Source organism: Psychrobacillus sp. L3, from assembly GCF_042945595.1.
In the GTDB taxonomy this organism is placed as follows: Bacteria; Bacillota; Bacilli; order Bacillales_A; family Planococcaceae; genus Psychrobacillus.
Genome location: NZ_CP168493.1, coordinates 264,066 through 285,058 on the forward strand (window position 1 = coordinate 264,066; position 20,993 = coordinate 285,058).

At 34.1% G+C, this 20,993-nt stretch carries 14 protein-coding genes; 11 read left to right on the plus strand and 3 right to left on the minus strand.

The features are described 5' to 3' along the window. Nucleotides 1-49: 49 nt before the first annotated feature. A complete protein-coding gene (locus ACEPXD_RS01350) occupies nt 50-370 on the plus strand; it encodes a hypothetical protein (RefSeq protein ID WP_391119188.1) in 321 nt (106 codons plus the stop codon). Nucleotides 371-542: 172 nt separating this feature from the next. Here the strand turns inward: ACEPXD_RS01350 and ACEPXD_RS01355 are convergent, their stop codons facing one another. Continuing rightward, nucleotides 543-1,817, minus strand: a complete 1,275-nt coding sequence (locus ACEPXD_RS01355) for a DNA cytosine methyltransferase (RefSeq protein ID WP_391119190.1) — start codon at nt 1,815-1,817, stop codon at nt 543-545. 121 nt (nt 1,818-1,938) lie between these two features. On the opposite strand from ACEPXD_RS01355, the gene ACEPXD_RS01360 reads away from it, so the two are divergent. From ACEPXD_RS01360 to ACEPXD_RS01395, 8 genes are all read left to right on the plus strand, one after another. Then, the gene (locus ACEPXD_RS01360) at nt 1,939-3,660 is read left to right on the plus strand and encodes a hypothetical protein (protein WP_391119192.1); all 1,722 of its coding nucleotides are present in this window, start codon (nt 1,939-1,941) and stop codon (nt 3,658-3,660) included. A 60-nt stretch (nt 3,661-3,720) separates the two neighbouring features. Beyond that, on the plus strand, nt 3,721-4,704 hold the full coding sequence (locus ACEPXD_RS01365) for a hypothetical protein (RefSeq protein ID WP_391119194.1): 984 nt from the start codon (nt 3,721-3,723) through the stop codon (nt 4,702-4,704). Then, nucleotides 4,682-6,193, plus strand: coding sequence for a hypothetical protein (locus ACEPXD_RS01370; protein WP_391119196.1), 1,512 nt, complete (start codon nt 4,682-4,684; stop codon nt 6,191-6,193). Before ACEPXD_RS01365 ends, ACEPXD_RS01370 begins: the two co-directional genes overlap by 23 nt. Before the next feature lie 11 nt (nt 6,194-6,204). Continuing rightward, entirely contained in the window at nt 6,205-9,795 is a 3,591-nt protein-coding gene (locus ACEPXD_RS01375) for a helicase-related protein (protein WP_391119198.1), read from the plus strand. Then, on the plus strand, nt 9,796-11,667 hold the full coding sequence (gene drmB / locus ACEPXD_RS01380; RefSeq protein ID WP_391119200.1) for a DrmB family protein: 1,872 nt from the start codon (nt 9,796-9,798) through the stop codon (nt 11,665-11,667). Between the two features lie 199 nt (nt 11,668-11,866). Continuing rightward, the gene (locus ACEPXD_RS01385; protein ID WP_391119202.1) at nt 11,867-13,612 is read left to right on the plus strand and encodes an McrB family protein; all 1,746 of its coding nucleotides are present in this window, start codon (nt 11,867-11,869) and stop codon (nt 13,610-13,612) included. Beyond that, a complete protein-coding gene (locus ACEPXD_RS01390) occupies nt 13,584-16,028 on the plus strand; it encodes a DUF2357 domain-containing protein (protein ID WP_391119204.1) in 2,445 nt (814 codons plus the stop codon). Before ACEPXD_RS01385 ends, ACEPXD_RS01390 begins: the two co-directional genes overlap by 29 nt. 193 nt (nt 16,029-16,221) lie before the next feature. After that, a complete protein-coding gene (locus ACEPXD_RS01395) occupies nt 16,222-16,413 on the plus strand; it encodes a hypothetical protein (protein WP_391119206.1) in 192 nt (63 codons plus the stop codon). Nucleotides 16,414-16,597: 184 nt separating this feature from the next. On the opposite strand, the gene ACEPXD_RS01400 is transcribed toward ACEPXD_RS01395, so the two are convergent. After that, on the minus strand, nt 16,598-17,011 hold the full coding sequence (locus ACEPXD_RS01400; RefSeq protein ID WP_391119208.1) for a VOC family protein: 414 nt from the start codon (nt 17,009-17,011) through the stop codon (nt 16,598-16,600). A gap of 797 nt (nt 17,012-17,808) precedes the next feature. Here ACEPXD_RS01400 and ACEPXD_RS01405 point away from each other — a divergent pair. After that, nucleotides 17,809-18,144, plus strand: coding sequence for a hypothetical protein (locus tag ACEPXD_RS01405; protein ID WP_391119210.1), 336 nt, complete (start codon nt 17,809-17,811; stop codon nt 18,142-18,144). Nucleotides 18,145-18,401: 257 nt separating this feature from the next. Here the strand turns inward: ACEPXD_RS01405 and ACEPXD_RS01410 are convergent, their stop codons facing one another. After that, nucleotides 18,402-19,265: a LysR family transcriptional regulator gene (locus ACEPXD_RS01410; protein WP_391119213.1), complete on the minus strand. Its 864-nt coding sequence runs from the start codon at nt 19,263-19,265 to the stop codon at nt 18,402-18,404. Nucleotides 19,266-19,562: 297 nt separating this feature from the next. Here ACEPXD_RS01410 and ACEPXD_RS01415 point away from each other — a divergent pair, with 297 nt between their 5' ends. Beyond that, entirely contained in the window at nt 19,563-20,990 is a 1,428-nt protein-coding gene (locus ACEPXD_RS01415) for a YfcC family protein (RefSeq protein WP_391119215.1), read from the plus strand. Nucleotides 20,991-20,993 lie beyond the last annotated feature (3 nt).

The window sequence follows — 20,993 nt, forward strand, 5'->3', positions numbered from 1 at the left end:
AATATGCGAGAAATGAAACTAGTCATTCTTGAAGATAAGGAGGTTCACCTTGGATTCACTGGAAAAGGTTATTTATTATGTTGTGCAAATAGGCGAGCGCTACTACAAACATACAGATGGTATAGCTACCTACACAGAAGATGAAGAACAGGCATATGCATTTACGAATCTAGCCGATGTGAAGGAAAAGGCTATTGAGATACAAGGTACTGTGCATAAAAGAGAAGTTAGTTACAAGGAACTGCAAGAATTATCAGAGCAACATGAGGAAGAATATATGCGATTGCCAGTGGAGGAAAAGGAAGCAATTGAAACATTTTGTCAGTATTTAATAGATATAAAAGACGGTAAAGGTAAAGTTCTTATATGAATTCAAATTACATAAAAAATGATCAACTTTTCGACATTTGGATATTTGGACATACGACATAATTTTAATTAAGTCGTATGGCCAAAACGTAGAGATGTGAAATGAACCAAAAAAGATAGAGTAAGGATTCCTAATGAACCTTACTCTATCTTTTCGATTTTAAAACTTTAATCTAATCAAATAGACTTAATTGTTGAGATGTGCTGCGATTATCAATAATATTATTCAAGTTTTTAACACTCCATTGAGCAATAGGAGTAGCGATGGCTCGAGCTAGTTCAACAGGAACCGCATTGCCAATTTGTTTGTATATTTTATCAAGTCTACCATTTTTACTAATATTTAAGTTGTTGCCTTCGGAAAATTGGAACCAGTCTGGGAATGTTTGAATGCGGGCAATCTCTTTAACTGAAAGGCGTCTATGCATATTCTCACCACCAGGTAATATCCATTGATCGGTACCTGTTTTTTTCATAGCTTCACCACCCGGATGTAATGGTGCTTGTCTTCCTGAAGCTTGAATGGTAAAACTTTGCTCATCCCATGTTTTTTTACGATTTCGAGAAAGGTAGATAGGTGAATAGCTTCCTTCATAACATTCGCCTGGATCATTTTCCAAATCACCGATAACATCATGTAAAGTGACAAAAGGTTGTTGGCTCTTCCCGTTTCCGTGAGTAGGATCTGGAAACTGATAGTCAAAATCAATATCTTCTCGTACACCTACGATAAACACACGTTCGCGAATTTGAGGAACACCGAAATCGCGTGCATTGACTAGCTTAAATTTAACTTTGTAACCTGCTGATTCAAAGTCTTGAATAATTTGTTTAATAACTTCGCCCTTGCCCAGCGTGAGCATGCCTTTTACGTTCTCGGCAATAAAGAAACTTGGTTTTGTCTTTATAAGTGAACGAATAAAATGGATATAAAGAAAGTTTCGTTCGTCATCAATTAAACGTGGACCAGCCTCACTAAAGCCTGGGCACGGGAAACCTCCTAATATGATGTCGCAATTCGGGAAATCCTTTACTTTTCTAATATCCATTTCTTGTTGTACCACTGTTTCCGGGAAATTTAATTTATAGGATTGGTTAGCTTCCTTAAACATATCAATGGAATAAATTGTATGAAATAGGCTTTCATGTCGATTCTCAAAAAAACTATTCCGTGACAATACTAATTGATCGGTTTTTCCTTTTCCAAGTATCGCGTCAAGACCAGCTAATTCAAATCCAAGATCTAGACCACCACAACCCGAAAATAAACTGACTAAATTGAGTTTATACGTTTTGCGACAAAAAGTATCGGAAAAGTCCTGATCTGATAAGGTTTGAGAATTTGCATGCTCTTGATAAATTTTATCTATTAATAAATCTTTAATTTGCTTTTCATCATACTCTTTTAGGGGACGAAACTTCGCTCTGCCTCGCTCTGCAATTTTCATGTTACGAACCTCCGATGTTTAATATTTATTTTAACACGTATCCATAGAAAAGGCCACCGAATTAAATTGTATGAAATTTCTATTAACTACGATAAAATAATTGGTAATGGGAGGGAATTATGTGAGTAAACCAAATGAAATAGGTAAAAGTCATGTATTAGATGTGTATAATGCATTAAAACATTATTTAAATTCTGATTCAATGGAAAGCTATAGTGTACCTGTCCAAGAAACGGTAAAGTTCATAGTTGGATTGTATCCGACTATAAGATCTGTTAACAATAAATTCGAAACAGATAAGCCTGACTTCAATCCTGATCTCCTTTTGACCTTACATAATAAAGACAAGGCTAAATTAAATTTATTTTATATAAAACGTACCGCAGCAATACAGCCCAAAAATTTAGGTGCAAAAAGTTTTCTGGAAAACTACTTTATTTCACAAAATTTGCAGGAAAATTTCAATGCATATTTTAATAAAGAGTACGAACTTTATTTGCAAAGCATCATGGATTTTAGAGGCCACCGAAATGTCTATGACAGAATACCAGAATTAAAGAAGAAAGTTCTAGCTTGTTATCCCAAGTTTGAAGCCGAGATTAATCCATTTCGTAGAAGTTTCCTTTTTAGTTTAAGAGAATATTGTTTTCAATTAATGAAAGACGAATTTAATAATGGGTCTATAGGGATTGAAAATGCATTTAAAGAATTAATGATGTTCGATACTACTAATATTATAACAAGGTACACTGAAGAGAACAAATGTTTTGGTGTTGAAAAATGGAAGTCAAATATAAATATAGGGCAAGGAATACATATCTACAAAAAAGGAAATGACACAATTGGTATTCGATCTGGTACAGAAGCACTTACAATTAGATTTAAATTTGAAAGTGGTCCAACATCATCTATTAAGTTAGCAACAAGTTATGAATATTTCCCGGCTGAAGATGGTATAGTGCAGAAGAATTTGAGGTCAATCAAACTATTTGAGGGATTGCTTGAAAAGCATGAGCAAATAAACAAAAAAGACGATAGCAATGCAGTTGGTAAATGTAATGAAGCAATGATATATTACAGAACTTTAAAGATAGATCCAAAAATTCATCAAATAGACGAAAAAGAATTTCAAGTAATGCTGGAATCTTACTCTCCTTATATATCTAGTAAAACCTTATTAAATATCCAACAATCTTCTAAAAAAGCAGTGGAGAAAATAGATGAATATTTACAAGGGAAATACCAAGATTACCATATAGAAAGTATTCAACTAGTGGCAGATAGCTATCTAAAGGATCGTTTGGACACGAGCGATATGAAAATCATTTTAAAAGTGGAAAAGCGATATGTAGAGGAAGATCTATCATTAAAAGCCATATCTAAAAGCAATGCTAAAATTACTGTCAAAAATCCAGGAGCAGGATCGATATTAGGTCCTCAATATTTTAATATAGGTTCTCTAACGCCAGTTACGGATGAAGTGAAAGTCAAATTTAATCAAAAGCAACTTACATATCGACAAAGCCTAGAAGTGATATCAGAAGCATTGGGAGAAAGTTTACAAACAGCAAAGCAAAAGAATCTGAAAAAAGGACTTATAGCAATACGCGGAACAGCAACAACTATTATCACTAATTATGTAAAAGATAAAAGTCTTATATTAGAACATGACGTTATTAATGGAGAGGTAGAGGTATACCAAAAAACACCATCAACCATCCAAACTACTTTACGTTGGAATGAGAAACAAGAAGAACTCTCCCTTCGAGTAAAATCAGGTAAAGGAAAACAACATGGTTGGTCATCTGTGAAATTGGTTTGTGAGTATAAGGTGGATGTTTGAAATTGGTTTTAATAAGTTTTTGAGCTAAATAGTGAATTACACTGAATAATTATTTAATAAATGGGTATGGATGTGAATTATTTGCTAACACAAAATCTTAATTATATACATATCGATGGAAACTTGAGAGCTTTAGAAGAATGGATGAATTTTAGTATCGAATTAGCTAATTATGTTAAACATGCTGATCAACCAATAAAAATATATGTATCAGTACCTTCTAATTTAATGTTCTCGTATTTTTTTGTATTAGGTTGTATAGATTATGACTTTAATAATCCATCAAAAGAAGCACTATTTGATCAATATCTTGATTTAAAAAAAGGGCAAAGAATTCTTTATAAAACAGGAGATGATTGGGTAGCCCATTCTGTTCTAGAAGTAAGCCAACTGCCTAACTCAGATACAAGAGCTATAGTAGTAAAGGATCGACTAAACTCTATTAATTATATACCGGAAACAAGATGGTTTAATTATGTAAGAATCTATTATGACGAGATAACTACAGTGCGTAATACTAGACTTGTCAGAAATGTATATAACATTAATGATGATGATAAGTTGAAAAGGCTTTATTCGGAGGAAAAACTTCGAATATTAATGATGCAGAATACACCGCAAACGTATGTATATGCAAATAAAAAAGAGTGGAATGATTTTATAAATGTTATTCAATTGAATATTAATGGAGATTTATTTAAATTAAGTGAATTACTATTTGATGGTTCAGAAAGTACCTTTAAAAACCTTGCATTTATTGAACAGAATCATTCAGTAACAATTCCGAAAGAAGCAATAGCAGTCTTTGTTGGAAGTAGCCGCGCACTTAGAAAAATGGACAATTTTGATGAATATAAATGTGTGTTTATTATAGATCAACATGATTCAAATGAAAAATTTGAAGATCTTCAGTTTAAAATTGAGCAAGATTTTCTCATGGGTCAAAGTCATTCAGTTAATAAAGAAATATTAGAATATATGGATGAAAAAAATGTTGAAATTCCGAAAGGTGTGGAAATGTTTGCCTGGCTATCGCAGAGCTAATATAGGTTTAGCAAATGAACTGTTTTCTTCGGTAACGAATGTAAAATTTATAAAAGTTGAGGAGGATCGGATAGGACAATTAATGCATGCCTTAAAAAATTTAAAAACCTCTGTAAAAACTTATTATGAATATGACGAATTATTGATAGAGGAAACAGATAGATTTATTAAGGGATGTAGGAAGGTAGTTGGTTCAATTAATAACTATAGTACCTTTTTTAAAGAAAATAATGAGTCAATTGTAAAATATTTTTCATTTACTAAAAAAGCTATTTATGCAGATTTATTTAAAAAAAATATAGAACCAATAATAGAACTAATAAAGTATTTAAGAAAACAGGACCATAATGCATATATAGATACTTTAAATAGAATGCAAATTCGCAATGATATTACTAGTGATAATACATATCTTCTGACCAAGCAGAAGATAATAGATGAATATATAGAAATTAGTGGATGGAAAGTAAAGGTAATGCGCGATAAAGATTTTGTTGAAGCTGGGATTTATGCTGATCATGTATTTTTTCTAGGGACATCTAGTTATTTTGATCGGAAGTTCTCGGAAATCTTTTATGGTAAAAACACAATCTTTCTAGGTTATTCATGCTTCGAAAATCATTTAATTAAAAGAAAATCTTTTTCTAACTTAATTAGTCAGAATTATTCGATTAATACAATATATAAGAACGTGAATCTAGAGAAAGGCTTTATAGGCATTGATTATAGAGAGGCGTTTTTAATGAAAAACGAAAAAGAATTAGAAGAAGCTATAATCAGTCAGTTCGAGAATGCTGCTAATGATGCTTTAGCAGAGAAAGTGGAAGTGAAATTAGCAACTATTTCATACAATTACTACATTTTTCTACCACTTAGACAAAAAGTGAATGTCATTGACCGAGAATCTTTAAAGATAACGCAAGAAAAAGTTCGAGAGCTATCTATAGGTGATTTATTAGTGTTTAGGACTCAAAACGCCTCGGGGTTAGTTCGAGAAGTAGCAGATAAAATTATGGGGGCTAATGCAGGCGAATATCGAGGGAATGTAGAGAAATGGAAGAAAAAATTACGATTTAATGTAGAACGTAAAGGAATTGAAACAGTTTCCAGGATTCTAAAAAAACGATATGGAATTGAAGTAGCTAAGGAAAATAATATTAAAAACTGGATAAGTAGTTACTCTATTAGACCTAGCTGTTTAAATGAGCTATTAGAGGCTTTTAATTTTGATTTGAAAGAGAAGCAAGAAATAATTAAGTCAACAAATGAAATTGTTAGTGCTCATATTTCTGCAGGGCACCAAATTTCACAGATTTTAATGAATGAACTGGATGAAAATCTAGAGAGTTTAATAGATGAAAACGGGTTTTATACCTTTGAATCAAAGGAATTTGAAGGTGCAACCTTTAACATTGAGGAAATTAAAAAAATCTCAAAAGAAACCTATTCTATTCCAGAAAATGAGGCATTAAAGATTATTAAGAGATGAGGTGTTAGTATATGGAAATTAAGTTAGAACGGGCTTTAGAGAATCGAGAAATACTAATAAATGCAATAGAAAAAGAAATAGTAGGTCCAAGTGATGTCAATAATACCACAAAGTTGTTAAATACAACGGGTAATACAAAATTCGATAATTTTGATGACTTAAATACAAATTATCATTGGTTTTCAGCTACTTTGAAAGAAGAAGTGATTCAAAGAGATAGCCCATCTCGTAGATATGCTGCTGGCATTCTTTATCCAATTCAACTTCAGGCGGAAGAAATAGAAGTTGAAAGTGATGAAATGGTAGCTGATAAGAAAATTGATGAAAAACAGGCTGGATTTTATGATGAGATTGATAAGTTAGACAATCAAGATGACATAGTTGAAGATACAGGATTAGAGGATATCGCGCCTAAAGTTCAGCAAAAAGATTCCATGCCTTCTAGTATGGGCGTTACGTTTTGTCTGGCGAAAGATGCCGAAAAGTTCAAGATCAAGTTTACCGGTGGTGTCTATGAAAAACATCGAATTTATACGGACATACACGCTAAAGATAAAAAAACTGGAAAGGAAACACACTATGATTTTAAAGAGGACTGGTGGCTCCGTACTTCTATTTTTGGTGATGTAACTATTCCAATTTCAGAATTTGATCCGAGCAAGAAAATTAGTTTAAAAGAATACGAGTTGGATGTATTTGATGCGGCAAAGGTTAAAATTGAAAAAATTAAGTTGAAATTACATATTCAATGTCGAATCAAAGATGAATATATTCTTTTTACGGTAACGGTATTGAATATTACAGAACCACCTCTTAGATATAACAAGGACGAATATACGGTATTTCAGTCACAATTAAATATCTCGGCGGATTTCGGTGATTTTTTAAATTATCCCAAGATTTCGAAACGTAATTTAGGTCTAACAAAAGACGAATGGAATAATGAATTGTTATTTAAAAATAAGTTTAATTATGCATTTGGACATGGTTGTTCAGTTAAATGGGATCAAAATGCTGAAAAAATTAGTGAGCTATATTCTACATTTATTCCAGTTTATGAAACAGAAAGTATGACACCAGATATTTCAGTGAATGTTGATGGTGAAGAAGTAGTATTAAAAATTGAAATGCGCGAATTAATGGATGTACAAAACTACCAAGAGTTACAAGGTATTTTACAACCTTTAGTATTTGGATATAAGAAATGGATTAAAGATCAAGAACTAGAAACAATAGAATTGGCCTTGAAAACAGAGTTAAAAGAAGCTGCTGAAACAAATTTAGACTTTTGTAAAGATAGTCTTCGTCGTATGGAGAAAGGGTTAGAATTACTAAAGGATTCTAAAGTATTTCTAGCGTTTAAGTTAGCAAACAAAGCGATTTTACTTCAACAACTTAACGGGAAAATGCCACGTAAAGCCTATTATGATAAAGGTGATACTAGTAAGGCTATGGAGTTGATTATTGATCGACCTTATAACGATGTAATGAAAGCTATGCAGAATTTATCTGATTGTGATAACAGCTGGCGTGCTTTTCAAATTGCCTTTTTCTTATTATCTATTCAATCATTAGTCGAAAAAGATTCAATTGATCGTCAAACTGTTGATTTGATTTGGTTCCCTACAGGTGGAGGTAAAACGGAGGCATATTTAGGCGTTGCAGCTTTTCAAATGTTTTATCGTCGTTTATTAGATCCAAATGATGCAGGTGTAGATATAATGATGCGTTATACGTTACGTTTATTAACTGCTGATCAATTCCAACGTGCCTCAAGATTAATTTGCGCTATGGAATTTATTCGCCGTGATTGTGAGAAAAGTCTTGGTGAAACACCTTATTCTATTGGTATTTGGGTAGGGTCTAAAACTTCGCCTAATACAAACAAGATAGCTTTGTCACAAGTTAAACAAATGCAAAAACCTCAAGGGCCGGATAATTTAGTTATCACAAGATGCCCTTGGTGTGGTTGTGAGATTGGTAAAGTAGCAGTTAAAGGTAAAGGCTCCAAATATAATGAGACTGCTCCTCTTGGATTTAAACGAGTAAACGAGCAATTAAACGTCCGATGTCCAGATGAAAAATGTGATTTTCATAATGAAATACCAGTTTATTTTGTAGATGAAACCATTTATGAAAAAAAGCCGACTTTCTTAATTGGGACCATCGATAAATTTGTTCAGCTAACATGGAAACCGGAAGCAAGAGGCTTATTTGGATTAAATGATTTAGGAGAACGTTCTATTTCTCCTCCACAAATTATTATTCAAGATGAATTACATTTAATTTCAGGACCTCTTGGAACGCTTGCAGGATTGTATGAAGTGTTAATTGAAGAATTGTGTATCGATGATCGTGGAGAAGTACCGATAAAACCAAAAATTATTTCAGCAACAGCAACTATTAAGGAGTTTGAAGAGCAAGCTAAATGCTTATTCGGACGAGAAGATGCACGACTTTTCCCTAGTCCCGGTATAGATATTGACGACTCTTTTTTCTCAAAGGTGGCTGTAGGTAAAAATGGTAAACCTACGCCTGGTAGAAAATATATTGGTGTTTTCACATCGCGTGTCCGTATTTTAATGGCCCAGGTTATGACTTATTCAGCGATTTTACAAAAGGTAGAGAGTATACCAGAAGAAGAACGAGATCCGTTCTGGACATTGCTTTCTTTCTATAATAGCTTGAGAGATTTAGGTGCGGGTTTGAACTTATTTAACAGTGACATTCCAACTTACATTGATGCTTTAAATAAAAGAGAAGGAATAGCTAAAGATAAAAAAAGATTTTTATATGCTCCATTAGAATTAACCTCTCGAAAACAAAGTAATGAAATTTCAAAAACCATCGATGATTTAAATGTTCCTTATACGCAAAAAGATAGTAAAGGGCGTACAAAGTCACTTACATCATGTTTAGCTTCTAATATTATTGAAGTAGGAGTAGATATTGATCGTTTATCATTAATGGGAATCGTAGGGCAACCTAAAATGACAGCTCAATATATTCAAGTAAGTGGTCGCGTAGGTAGACGCCCTCATGAAAGACCGGGTTTAATTGTAACCGTTTATTCTAATCAAAACTCACGTGATAAATCGCATTTTGAACATTTTAATGAATATCATCAAAGGCTTTATGCACAAGTAGAAACGACAAGTTTAACACCATTTTCAACAGCTTCTTTAGAGCGTGGATTAACAGCGGTATTAATAGGCTTCTTACGTCAACGAATGGATATGCAAATGGCATTATATCCTACAAGTCGAGAACTGGAACGTGTAATGAAAGATGAACGTTTCATAGCATTTCGTAAAAGATTTAAAAAGCGAGTAAAGCTAATTGATAAAGACCAGGTTGATATTTGGAAGGAATTATTTAAGACGTTTATGGATGCCGTATTAAATGGTCGTTATGAAACATGGAGAGTTTCTGATACGGAACGAGGGTTAATGTTTCAAGCTGGAAATTTAAATGATGGGGAGAAATATCAGGGAAGTATCCCTGTCATAAACTCTTTGAGAAGTGTTGATGCTGAGAGTCGCGCATCTATCGTATCGCTCGATAAAGAAGAAGTTGAATTTGTCTGGGAGGATGATGACTAAATGCGATATTTACCAATGAGACGTTCGAAGTTGGTAGGAACTGAAGGCCCAGGCTCTTTAGTAATTAGCCCAGAAGGTGAAACAGCAGTCGTAGGCGCATTAGATTTATGGTTTAAGGATAGCTTTGGAAATAAAGCCAAAAACATTGAAGAATTTGCAGTACATGAGCCTCGTTTAAAAGCGATATTAAAAGTAGATAAATTTTATACGCCACCTGAATTTAGAAAGGGTTCAACTAATTCAATGGAAGTTGTTCCAAATAGTAACCTTGTAATGCCATTAATGCGTTTTCCTAAATGGCATTATTGTAGTTCTTGTCGATCTTTACGAGAATTAGAGTTAGACCAAACATCTGTCTATTTAGATTGCCCTAAATGTAATCAAAAAAGATATTATAAGCAAGTTCCTTTCATAGTAATTTGTGAACATGGGCATTTGTCGGATTTTCCATGGCGTAAGTGGGTTCACGGCAATGAAGAAACTAAATGTGAAGGTAATTTAGTTATTCAAATGAGTGGGGGTACAACATTAGATTCTTGGAGAATTGTTTGCGAAAAATGTAAAAAAAGTAGGGATCTTCAAAGGGTCACTTCTTTTGATAAAGATAATAATACTAGTTATTTAGGTGATCAACTTAATAAGGATAAGGCGGGGAAGTACACTTGTGAAGGTGAACGACCATGGTGTGATGATAAAAAAGAAGAATGTTCAGCAGCTCCAGTTGCAATTCTAAGAAATTCAATTAGTGTTTATATGTCCAAGAAAATTAGTGCGTTAGCAATACCAGGCGATTATAGTGAAAATATTGACTTGATCGTTTCTAAAATACAATCGCCCGCTAAACACCTGGTCCGTACAAATCTAAGTTTATTAGATAGCCTTGAAAATAAGATTAAATTTATTCGTGAAAATCTAAGATTTGAACTTAAGGAGGAAGTAACGGATCAAGAAATTCAAGATGCTTTAATGTATATTCAATCAGGTGATGAATATGAGTTTACAGAGGAAGAGCTTGAAAAACCAGGTTTGTTAATTAAAGAAAAAGAGTTTGAAAAACTCACGTCAGCGGTTAATTCTAGGGAATTAAAAGTTGAACCTGAATGGGAGTTTGACAAGGATGAAGATGTTAAAAGTAATTACTATAAACCATATTTACAGCGTTTATCAAGGGTGCTAAAACTGAAAGAAACAACTGCTTTGTATGGGTTCGATAGAAAAGATTATAAAAATACCAATACCATTGAATATAGTAACTACTATCCTTCTTTGTATAAGGATTTCGAAAGCGCGCATGAAAAATGGTTGCCTGTAAATGAAGTATATGGAGAAGGTATCTTTCTTCAACTTAATCTAGAAAAAGTGATGGAATGGGAATCCTCTCCAGAAGTTCAAAAATATTTTACTAGCTATCTAAAAAGAACTGGGCATGTAGAACATCGAGACGATTCTATCTTAAAACCACGTAATATTATGCTACACACACTATCCCATTTTTTGATTGATGAATTAGCGAATGTATGTGGATATAATCGTGCTTCAATTAGAGAAAGATTATATTTAGATGAAGCTCAGACGGGTGTATTAATTTACATTTCGGCAGGCGATTCAGAAGGAACTTTAGGTGGACTTGTAAGATTAGGATTGGAAGGAAAGTTCTTTCATATTTTGGATAAGGCGAAAAATAATGCAGAATGGTGTAGCTCCGATCCTGTATGTACAGAATTAGGCAAGACTCAGGGGCAGGGGGTTAATGGATTGAATGGTGCAGCATGCTATAACTGTTCTCATATTCCTGAAACATCATGCGAATTTTGGAATCTATATTTGGATAGAAGTTTGTTAATTGACTCTAAAATTGGTTATTTTAAATAATATGTTATGAAGAATTTGCATTCAACTGGATAGTGAAACGTGTGTACATGCCTTATTCCGGATCTCATTGTTTTTAGGGATAAATCGTTAAAATCGCAAGTTATGACTGGGACAGTAAAGAGTAAAGGTTGTTATTCATAAATAAGAAATATTTGAAAAGAGGTGTCTTAAAATAAATAGGGAAAAGTTTAAAAATTGGATGAATGAAAATTTAAAAAATAAAGAAATAACAAGGAAAAAATACTTCGATGCTATAAATATAGTGTCTAACGAGATGATAAACTGGGGTCTAGATAGAGTAGATATATACTCACTAAGTGATCCTGAATTGATTAATAGAGTTATGTCCTGTAATGGCTTTATTGAGAAAAACCGACGAGGAAATCAAATGTATAGTGCTGCATTGAATCATTATAAAAAATTTCTTATTTCAGAAGAAAGAAGTGATAAGAATATGGTTAATATTGATGATGTAGTTCTAATTAAAATTAATCAAAGTTATTATGAAGACATTTCACCAGAAGACTTATACAAAGTAACAAGTGAAAGTTGGGTTGTTAGTTTAGAAAAAACACCAACACGGGATATTAAATATTATTGTTCTATTTATAACAATATTATTATTCAGGTTTATGAATTAACAGGTTTTAGATCGGATCCAGAACCGGGAAAAGAAAAGCGATTCATATTAGAAGGGAAACTAGCATCGGAAGAAATAAGAAAACAGTTAATTTCTCTTGATGTTCATACTATACATAGAGGAAGTGGAAATCCTATAAAATATACAAGTCTAAAGACTCTACTAGATATAAAAGAATATGTAGAGATTCCTTCTGAAGACGAAGTAGTATTGATAGAAACGGTGGGTGACGTTGATTTAATTGATCACATCCATTCTTTCATAACATCTAAAGGATTTAACTACTCCCTATCAAACATCAAAAATCTCTACTTATCCTTACGCAGCAAACCATTCGTTATCATCTCTGGTATCTCCGGCACCGGGAAGACAAAAATAGTGCAGTTATTCGCTGAGAGTATTGGAGCGATGGAGGACAATGGGCAGTTTAAGTTAATACCTGTGAGACCGGACTGGAGTGACAGTTCAGAATTATTAGGTTATGTAGATTTGAAAGGTGAATTTCAGAGAGGTCCAATGACAGAGATGGTTGAGCATGCGATGGATCACCCAAACTTGCCACATTTTGTTCTTCTAGATGAGATGAATTTAGCACGGGTAGAATATTATTTTAGTGATGTATTAAGTGTGATGGAAAGCCGTAAAAGAGATGGCGACAAGATAACTTCTTCGCAACTTTTAGATGGGAAGTATACGGGTCGTGAGATAAAGTTGCCTGAAAACCTTTATATTATTGGTACGGTGAATATGGATGAAACAACTCATCCTTTTAGTAAAAAGGTGCTGGATCGTGCAAATACGATTGAGTTTAATGATATTTGTCTAGATCGTTTTGATTTCTTAGAGATTCGTGAAGAGGTGAAAGCGCAACGGATTTCAAATGAGCAGCTAAAGTCAAGTTTTATTTCACTAAAAGATGTTTGGATGACGCAAAAGCCTTTAGTGGAAAAAGTGTCGCAAAAATTAGCGAATATTAATAAGTATTTGGAATCAATTAATGCGCACGTTGGTTATCGTGTGCGGGATGAGATTTGTTTTTATATGGTACATAACGAAAATGCAGAATTATTAGAGGAACACGAAGCATTTGATTTTTGTGTGATGCAAAAGATTTTACCGCGAATTACAGGTAGTGATGGGCGAATTGATCAATTGTTAGAGAATTTATTTACCTATATGACAGGTGTACCTTACGATGCTGACAATGTTCAAGAATCTAGAGAATACCCTCGCAGTGCAAAAAAAGTTGCAGAAATGTTAAGGAGGTATCATAAGGATGGCTTCACGTCTTTCTGGATCTCCTAAAGACAAAGAGTTGGTGGTCATCGAAACGGCTGATTTAACATGTATTATTAAGGGGTCTGCTGAGCATTCCCAATATAATAAGTTGCAGCAACATATGTCTTTTAAAGTAGAAAACTATATGCAATTTCAGTGTCGTGGAGAGAATATAGAGGATGTACACGTATATGATGTGTTGACGGGGAAGATGCTACCCTATGCAGAACAACAATTTGTCCCTATATTCTTTGAAAATGGACGTTATGAAGTCATTATTTTACCTAAGACAGATGAGCAGCTAACATTTTATCATGAATATCCGGATTTCCGTGAAGCGGTTAGTAAAATCTCAAGAAGAGACATATTAACAGGTACATTGCATTTTCGAAATGAAGTAGGGTTAACTTCTTTTGAGATTCGAGGGAATCATAATCGTCGGTTAGTAGATGTTGTGTTAGAAATTTTTCCGACGAAGCTAGATTATAAAAGAGATTACAAAGCATTGTTGGATGAAGTGAATGAGGAGATATATAATTTAGCCTATCATTTTATAAAGCGAACGTATTTGCAAGGTAGTGCGAAAATTTATAAGGAGCCTTCACTCGCGGAGTTTTATAGATTAATTGATCTTCATTTTGAGCAGTATTTACGTTCAATTGATCGAGTGGAGAAAGTTTCGCATCATCAATTAATTAAGAACTACGTAGAAGTGCGAGGCAATCAATTAAGAAGGCAAGATCAAAAGTCTTTAGCTTACTTACGTAAAAATGCTGGGAAGTTTGTGGATGTACCGAATGGTATCTCTATTGATGGCAGAACAGTTATGCCAACTAAAGGGCTACTGATGAAAAAAGAGCATACGGCTGATACCCATGAAAATCGTTATGTGAAATGGACAATGCTACGTATAGTTACCCGCTTGAAAGATTTAAAGCGGGTGATAGAAACTGCTTATATGTGGGGCTATAGCAAGGCAGATAACGAACTGCTCAGTAAATTAGATTTAATGATTGAACAAACTGAAAAACGACAGAAGAATGCATTTTGGCGAAAAATAGGGAAACTTGATCGTTCTGTGATGAGCCTTGTTTTGCAACTGGCACCTGGATATCGAGATGTGCTACAAGTGTACACGACAATTAGCAAAAGTATTGTGTTGCAGGGCGAAATTTATAAAATGTCTATTAAAGATATTGCGACCTTATATGAATACTGGACATTTTTAAAGCTAGGCCAATTATTAGCGAAGAAATGTAGGCAAGTGAGTCAAGACATAGTAAAAGTGAATACAGAAGGTCTATTTGTTAATTTAGATAAGTCACGAACAGCTGAAAGAAAGTATGTTCATCCTGTTACAGGGGAAGAAATTACGCTGAAATATCAATTTGATACAACGAGTAATCGTGTGCCGACTGTACAACAAAAGCCTGACTCAATGCTGAGTATTGGAAAGAAGGGTAAAGACTATCAATATCAGTATATTTTTGATGCTAAATATCGACTAGATCTTGAAACTTACAGTGTGCCAGGACCGATGCAAGAGGATATTAATACGATGCATCGATACCGTGATTCTATTGTAGTAAATTCGGACGGTCGCTATGAACGCACTGCATTCGGTGCTTATGTGTTATTCCCTTGGCACGAGGAGAGAGAATATGAGCAACATCCACTCTATCGTAGTATAGAAAGCGTCAATATCGGAGCCTTACCGTTTTTGCCGAATGCGACGACTCTAGTAGATCAGTTTATCGATAGTTTATTGAATAAAAGTCCTGAGCAACTCCAGCAAGAGGGGATATTACCTAAAGGTACACTGGAACCTATCGATTTGTATTCAACTGATCATGTACTCATTTGTGTCATTAATAATGAGCAAATGCAATCGCTATTAATGGAGCGCATATATAAAATGCGAGTTGCTGACTTACAAGCCGGATGGCAACGCATTCGATTTATCGCTATTTACGAAGAAGCGCATAGGCAAATAAGCTATTTTGCTGAGGTAGTGAGGGTTGATATTGAAGCAGAGCACATTCACTTCAAAGTAAGTAATTGGCAACAGAAAGTTATTGAAGGGAACGGTTATCAAATAAATAATCATACGACAGTTTATACCAATTATTTTTTCCAAGCCAATATGCTCGTAGATTTACATTCAAAGTCTGAGGAAGAATTTATTCTTTGGAAAATAGTTAATCGTATTTCCAATGATGTTCAAGTGAATTTGGATACCCGATATATAGATCAAGCGAACAAGATTGAATCTTTTGCATTTGGAAACTATGTATTAGAAATGCAACCTAAGCTTGGGGAACTTTGGTTTATCAGTGAGGATTTTAAAGAAATCATGCAGATGGCGTTGATTAGAGAAAATGAAGTGTATATTTTTAAGCGTATGATTGAGCTGATATATCCGAGTTATAACGTGAAAGGATGAGTTTAAACCAACGACCCTCTAAAGCAGTGGAGCAAATTACACTTTTTCAAAGCGCTAGAAACAACACCGTATTTCACTACAAGGAAAAGAAAGCTTTCCATCGAATATAAAGATTCTACAGGCAAAAAAGTGAAACTTTGTGCAGAATGTTCCTTATATGCGGAAAGGCGCGCATACACTAAGTTAAGGTAATGTGAGCTGTGAAAATAGCGTACCTATCAATGATGCCGTAGAATATCAAGCGGACGTAGAAGGAACCCAGCTAAATTTCCAAGCACTGAGTGAAGTTGTCACATCGTTTCGTATAGGGAAAAAATTAGATCGAGCTTGGAAAAAAGACATTGAAAAAGATTTTAAAAACCGTCCACAACATGCACGTAAATAGTAAAAGGGAACACGAGAACCGTTCCCATATTCCCCACGTAAAAGATAAGCTCAGAGTTTATGGCTCTGAGCCTATCTTTTATTATTCAATTCTTCCACTAGACTTCCAGGGAGTATATTAAGAAAAAAGATTGCCGCAACAACTCTTCTAAAACACAAACACACCTGTTAGCTTATAATCCATCTCAGCCCTTCGGCATTTTGCTCATATCCATATACAACACATTCCATCGATGACCATCCAAATCAGTAAAACCACAGCCGTACATCCATCCTTGACTTTCTGAAGGCTCTCCATATATTGTACCCCCAGCCTCTACTGCATTTTTAGCAATTTCATCCACTTCTTCTTTGCTGTCGGCATCAACGGATAGCAGTACTTCTGTAGCTTGCTTTGTATCAACAATTTCATGATTGGTAAAGCTTTTGAATGTAGATTCTGGAAAAAGCATGACAGTAGCATTATTATCTCCGATGATTAATTGTGCTTGACCGCTAATGCCGTGTTGCTCATTAACTAAAAGTCCAACCTTGCTATAAAACTCTTTTGATTTATTGATGTCTTTTACCGGCAAGTTAATCCAAAACTGTTTTGGCATCGTTATTTCTCCTTTTTATTTGAGTATATTAACAATAATGAATATATTAACACACTATTTAAAAAAACGAATAATATGTGAGCTGTAGAAGTGTATGGTACCAGGTTCTAAAACATTTTCGAATTAATTGTATTAGAGCCTGTACCTTTCAATGAAGTAAATAAAAATGTGCATATTGCAATTGTTCCTTTTGCCGGACATTTAGTCCATGTAACTCAGCCGGAGATATATACTCGTATATTAGAAGAATTTATTAAACATTCCAATTAGAAATGATGAAATAGAACGTATGTATGGTATAATTTAAACATAATAGATAGGTAGCTCAAGGGTGGTTGGCTCACTCCCATTTGAAAGGGGGGAGGCCTGTGTCAGTATTCGAAGCATTGATGTTCGCAATTGCTTTTGCAACATTAGTCGTGATAATTCTGTCATTTAACCATAAAAAATAACCCATCCTTGAGTTCGAGCTCAGATGGGTTAATCCTAATCCACTAGCCAATCCCCTTGAGGGAACTGTCTATTATATTTGGCCATTTGATGCACAAACATCAAGTGGTCTTTTTTATTGTACTCAGATGTTACTTCAAGTATACGTTTGAATTGGTTGTTTTTCAAGTTTGGACTTTATGAAGAATGCATCTTATAAATTCAATTCTGAATTGTATAAGAACCTGGTACTTTTTATTAGGGAACTAAGTTCTAAAACAATTTCGAATTGTATTAGAGCCTGGTACCTTAAAATGATATGCTACCATTAGTTACGAGATTAGGTATTCGCGCATGGAGGATTACAAATGATTGAAGTAATAACGGTAGTAAATATGCTAGTGGAAGTAAAAAATACGAAAGACTATGAAAAAAAAGTAGAAAAGATTTTGCGGTCTAAGACACGAATGATCCAACATATAGAGACAATTAGTATGTCAGAACCAAATGAAAAGCTGATTGTAAGTGCTTTGGTGAAGTATAGGGTACTAATAGAAGAAAGGATGGAAAACAAATTTTTAGATGATTATGTGGGTCTCGTCCTCCCGATGTTTTATAATCGTTTTAAAGCAATGCCAGTAAGCAATCAAATTTATAAAATATCAAGGATAAAGAAAGAATATGGTGCACGGCGTTATTATTAGTGTTTGATGCCGGGAACCAAAGCAATGTTTGCGTTTAATCTCAAACGGATTCTAACACTCTTAAAAGAAAAAGAGTAAAAATAAGTAAAGGAATAGGCAACTTTCGTTCAAAATTGAACGAAAAGTTGCCTATTCTTGTTTGAGAAACAATTAAAACTAATAAGAAAGTCCGTTTTCATCGCCCTCACATAAAATCCAGGTCATCCGTCAGCAGTTATCAGGTTTCAATCCACAGGTTTTGCTATCTAATTCTTGCCTCACGAACTATATGCCTCACTAATCAAAGCATAAAAGTCTTGAAAAATCGGGTTACTTAGGTTTTTTGTTAGTGCAATGAGTTTGACTGGAACGTTTGAAGAATATGTTTCCAAAATAGTGACAGTTCCTGATTCGATTTCTTCTTTAATTCTGCCTGTCCCTATGACTCCAAGATATGGATTTTTGAGAACTCCATTTTTAATCGCTTCATCACTATTACAGTGAATAATGTTTGGAAAATGCGTTCCGTTTTTTAATATTTCAAATTTAATAAAAGGAGCCCTAAGATCAACCAAAACGGGAAATTTTGCTAGGTAATTTTCTATTTTAGAAGGGTCATTAGCCACTTCACTCGAAGCGAATAGCACCAAGTTGACATAATCAATGCATTGATAGGAAATATCGGAGTTTAAAGGTCTTCCATTAATAATAGCAAAATCCACCTCATTAAGAATTACCTTTTTCAGTGCATCATCACTACTATTGATAGAATAAACTTCTATCAGAACATTTTGGTTCTTTTTTTGGAAACTTACTATTTGTGGCAGAAAAAAGCGGGCACAATATTCATCTAATCCACAAACACGAATGATTTGTTTTTCCCCTTTAGATTCCTCCATTTTCCTTTGTAGAGTAAACAGTTCACTTAAAATATTTTTTGCATGCTCATATAGAATTTCACCAGATTTAGTTAGTTTTTTTCGATTGTCCACTTTCTCAAAAAGAGGTAAGCCAATCTCATCTTCCAACTGTTGTATATGTTTTGTAACAGTAGGTTGCGAGTAATTGAGACGCATAGCTGCTTGTATTAGATTTTGTTCTTCTACTACGATTTGGAATGTCTGAAGGTGTCGAATCTCCATTAGGTAACAACCTTTCCTGTTTATTTCTAAAGCGATATATTAGATAAAATAATTATATAGCAATAATTGAATTGTTTTAATAGAATTATTAACCAGAATATTTAAAATAGTAATATTGAATATTCCTTATTGGAATATCAGTAATCAATAATTAGGTTAAAATGAAAGCGTTGACAAGTTTAAATATTTCCTGAATTTAATTTTAGTTGAAAGGATGATTACAACTCAGATTGTTTAAAGAGTTAATTCATAGTAGGACAGGTTGCTTTTTACATAAACGATAAAGGAGTGTTAAATTTGAGTACTGCCAAACCATTAAAGATAGAAGAAAGCACTGAAAAGAAAAAAAAGAAAAAAGGCGGGTTAAGTGCCTATGTTTTGATGTTTTTAATCATTACCGTTATTACTCTATTAACCTATGTAATTCCTGCTGGCCAATACGAGAGACATGAGGAAAATGGCAGAACCATCATTGACCCTACAAAATTTGAATTCGTAGAAAAAACGCCTGTAGGATTATTAGACATGTTTAATTCTTTTCACCAAGGTATGGTAAACGGCGCTCCGATTATCCTATTTGTTTTACTATTTGGCGGTGCACTTGGGATTATGCAAGCTACAGGTTCCATTGATGCTTTAATTAAATTTACTGTGCAAAAATTTGGTGCAAGAAAAAAAATGATTATTCCAGTTATGGTGTTACTTTTTTCATTACTTGGTACTCTAATTGGATCGGCTGAAGACTCCTTGGTCTATATTGCCATCATTGCTCCGATGGCTATTGCATTAGGTTTTGATGCGTTAACAGGTATGGCAATTGTTTTTCTAGGGATGCTAGGCGCTGGATTTACATCAGGAATTACGAATCCTTTTACAATTGGTGTTGCCCAAACAGTAGCTGAACTTCCTATGTACTCAGGAATTGGTTTACGTATCGCGATTTACGTTGTTTTTTATATTTTGTCAGTTGTCTACATTTGGAGACATGTTAATAAGATAGAAAAAAATCCGGAATTAGCCGAGTACGGAAAGTTCAACATAAACGAAAGCATTAAGTTTGAAAATAATTACAAGTTGAGTAAAAGGCATGCGATTTCTCTTTTAGTCTTTTTAGGCTGCTTTATTGCCCTTATCTATGGTGTTATTAGTCTTGAATGGTATATCAGTGAAATCGTAGGAGTTTTCTTACTAGGTGCCATTGTTATGGCGCTTATTGGAAAACTTTCTGGAAATGAAATTACAGATGCATTTTTAAAAGGTTGTTCTGAGATGATTCCAGGTGCCATGATAATTGGTGTTGCGAATACAATCCTTGTTGTTCTTAAATCCGGCCAATTATTAGACACCATATTACATACTGCCTCTGGTTTACTTGACGGCCTACCGCCTAGCGTTACAGCCGTAGGAATGGCGGTTGTTAATTTCTTCATCCATTTCCTTGTTCCATCTGGAAGCGGACATGCATCCTTAGTTATGCCTATTATGGCACCGTTAGCAGATTTAGTCGGTGTAACGAGACAAACAGCTGCGTTTGCTACTGTAATGGGTGGTGGAGTTTCTAATTTAATTATTCCTACAGGTGGGGTGCTACTCGCAGCTCTTGGAATGATGGGTATTCCTTATTCCAAATGGGCAAAATGGATATTGCCATATGTTCTTATTCAGGTTGTGGTTGTTGTAATCTTTTTGATCATTGCTCAAGCTATTAATTATGGTCCGTTTTAATAA

Bases quoted from the DNA above. Each gene is read 5' to 3' on its own strand.
- ACEPXD_RS01355 (WP_391119190.1), bottom strand. From the start codon at position 1,817: ATGAAAATTGCAGAGCGAGGCAGAGCGAAGTTTCGTCCCCTAAAAGAG.
- ACEPXD_RS01365 (WP_391119194.1), top strand. From the start codon at position 3,721: ATGGGTATGGATGTGAATTATTTGCTAACACAAAATCTTAATTATATA.
- ACEPXD_RS01375 (WP_391119198.1), top strand. From the start codon at position 6,205: ATGGAAATTAAGTTAGAACGGGCTTTAGAGAATCGAGAAATACTAATA.
- drmB (WP_391119200.1), top strand. From the start codon at position 9,796: ATGCGATATTTACCAATGAGACGTTCGAAGTTGGTAGGAACTGAAGGC.
- ACEPXD_RS01385 (WP_391119202.1), top strand. From the start codon at position 11,867: ATGAATGAAAATTTAAAAAATAAAGAAATAACAAGGAAAAAATACTTC.
- ACEPXD_RS01390 (WP_391119204.1), top strand. From the start codon at position 13,584: ATGGCTTCACGTCTTTCTGGATCTCCTAAAGACAAAGAGTTGGTGGTC.
- ACEPXD_RS01400 (WP_391119208.1), bottom strand. From the start codon at position 17,011: ATGCCAAAACAGTTTTGGATTAACTTGCCGGTAAAAGACATCAATAAA.
- ACEPXD_RS01405 (WP_391119210.1), top strand. From the start codon at position 17,809: ATGATTGAAGTAATAACGGTAGTAAATATGCTAGTGGAAGTAAAAAAT.
- ACEPXD_RS01410 (WP_391119213.1), bottom strand. From the start codon at position 19,265: ATGGAGATTCGACACCTTCAGACATTCCAAATCGTAGTAGAAGAACAA.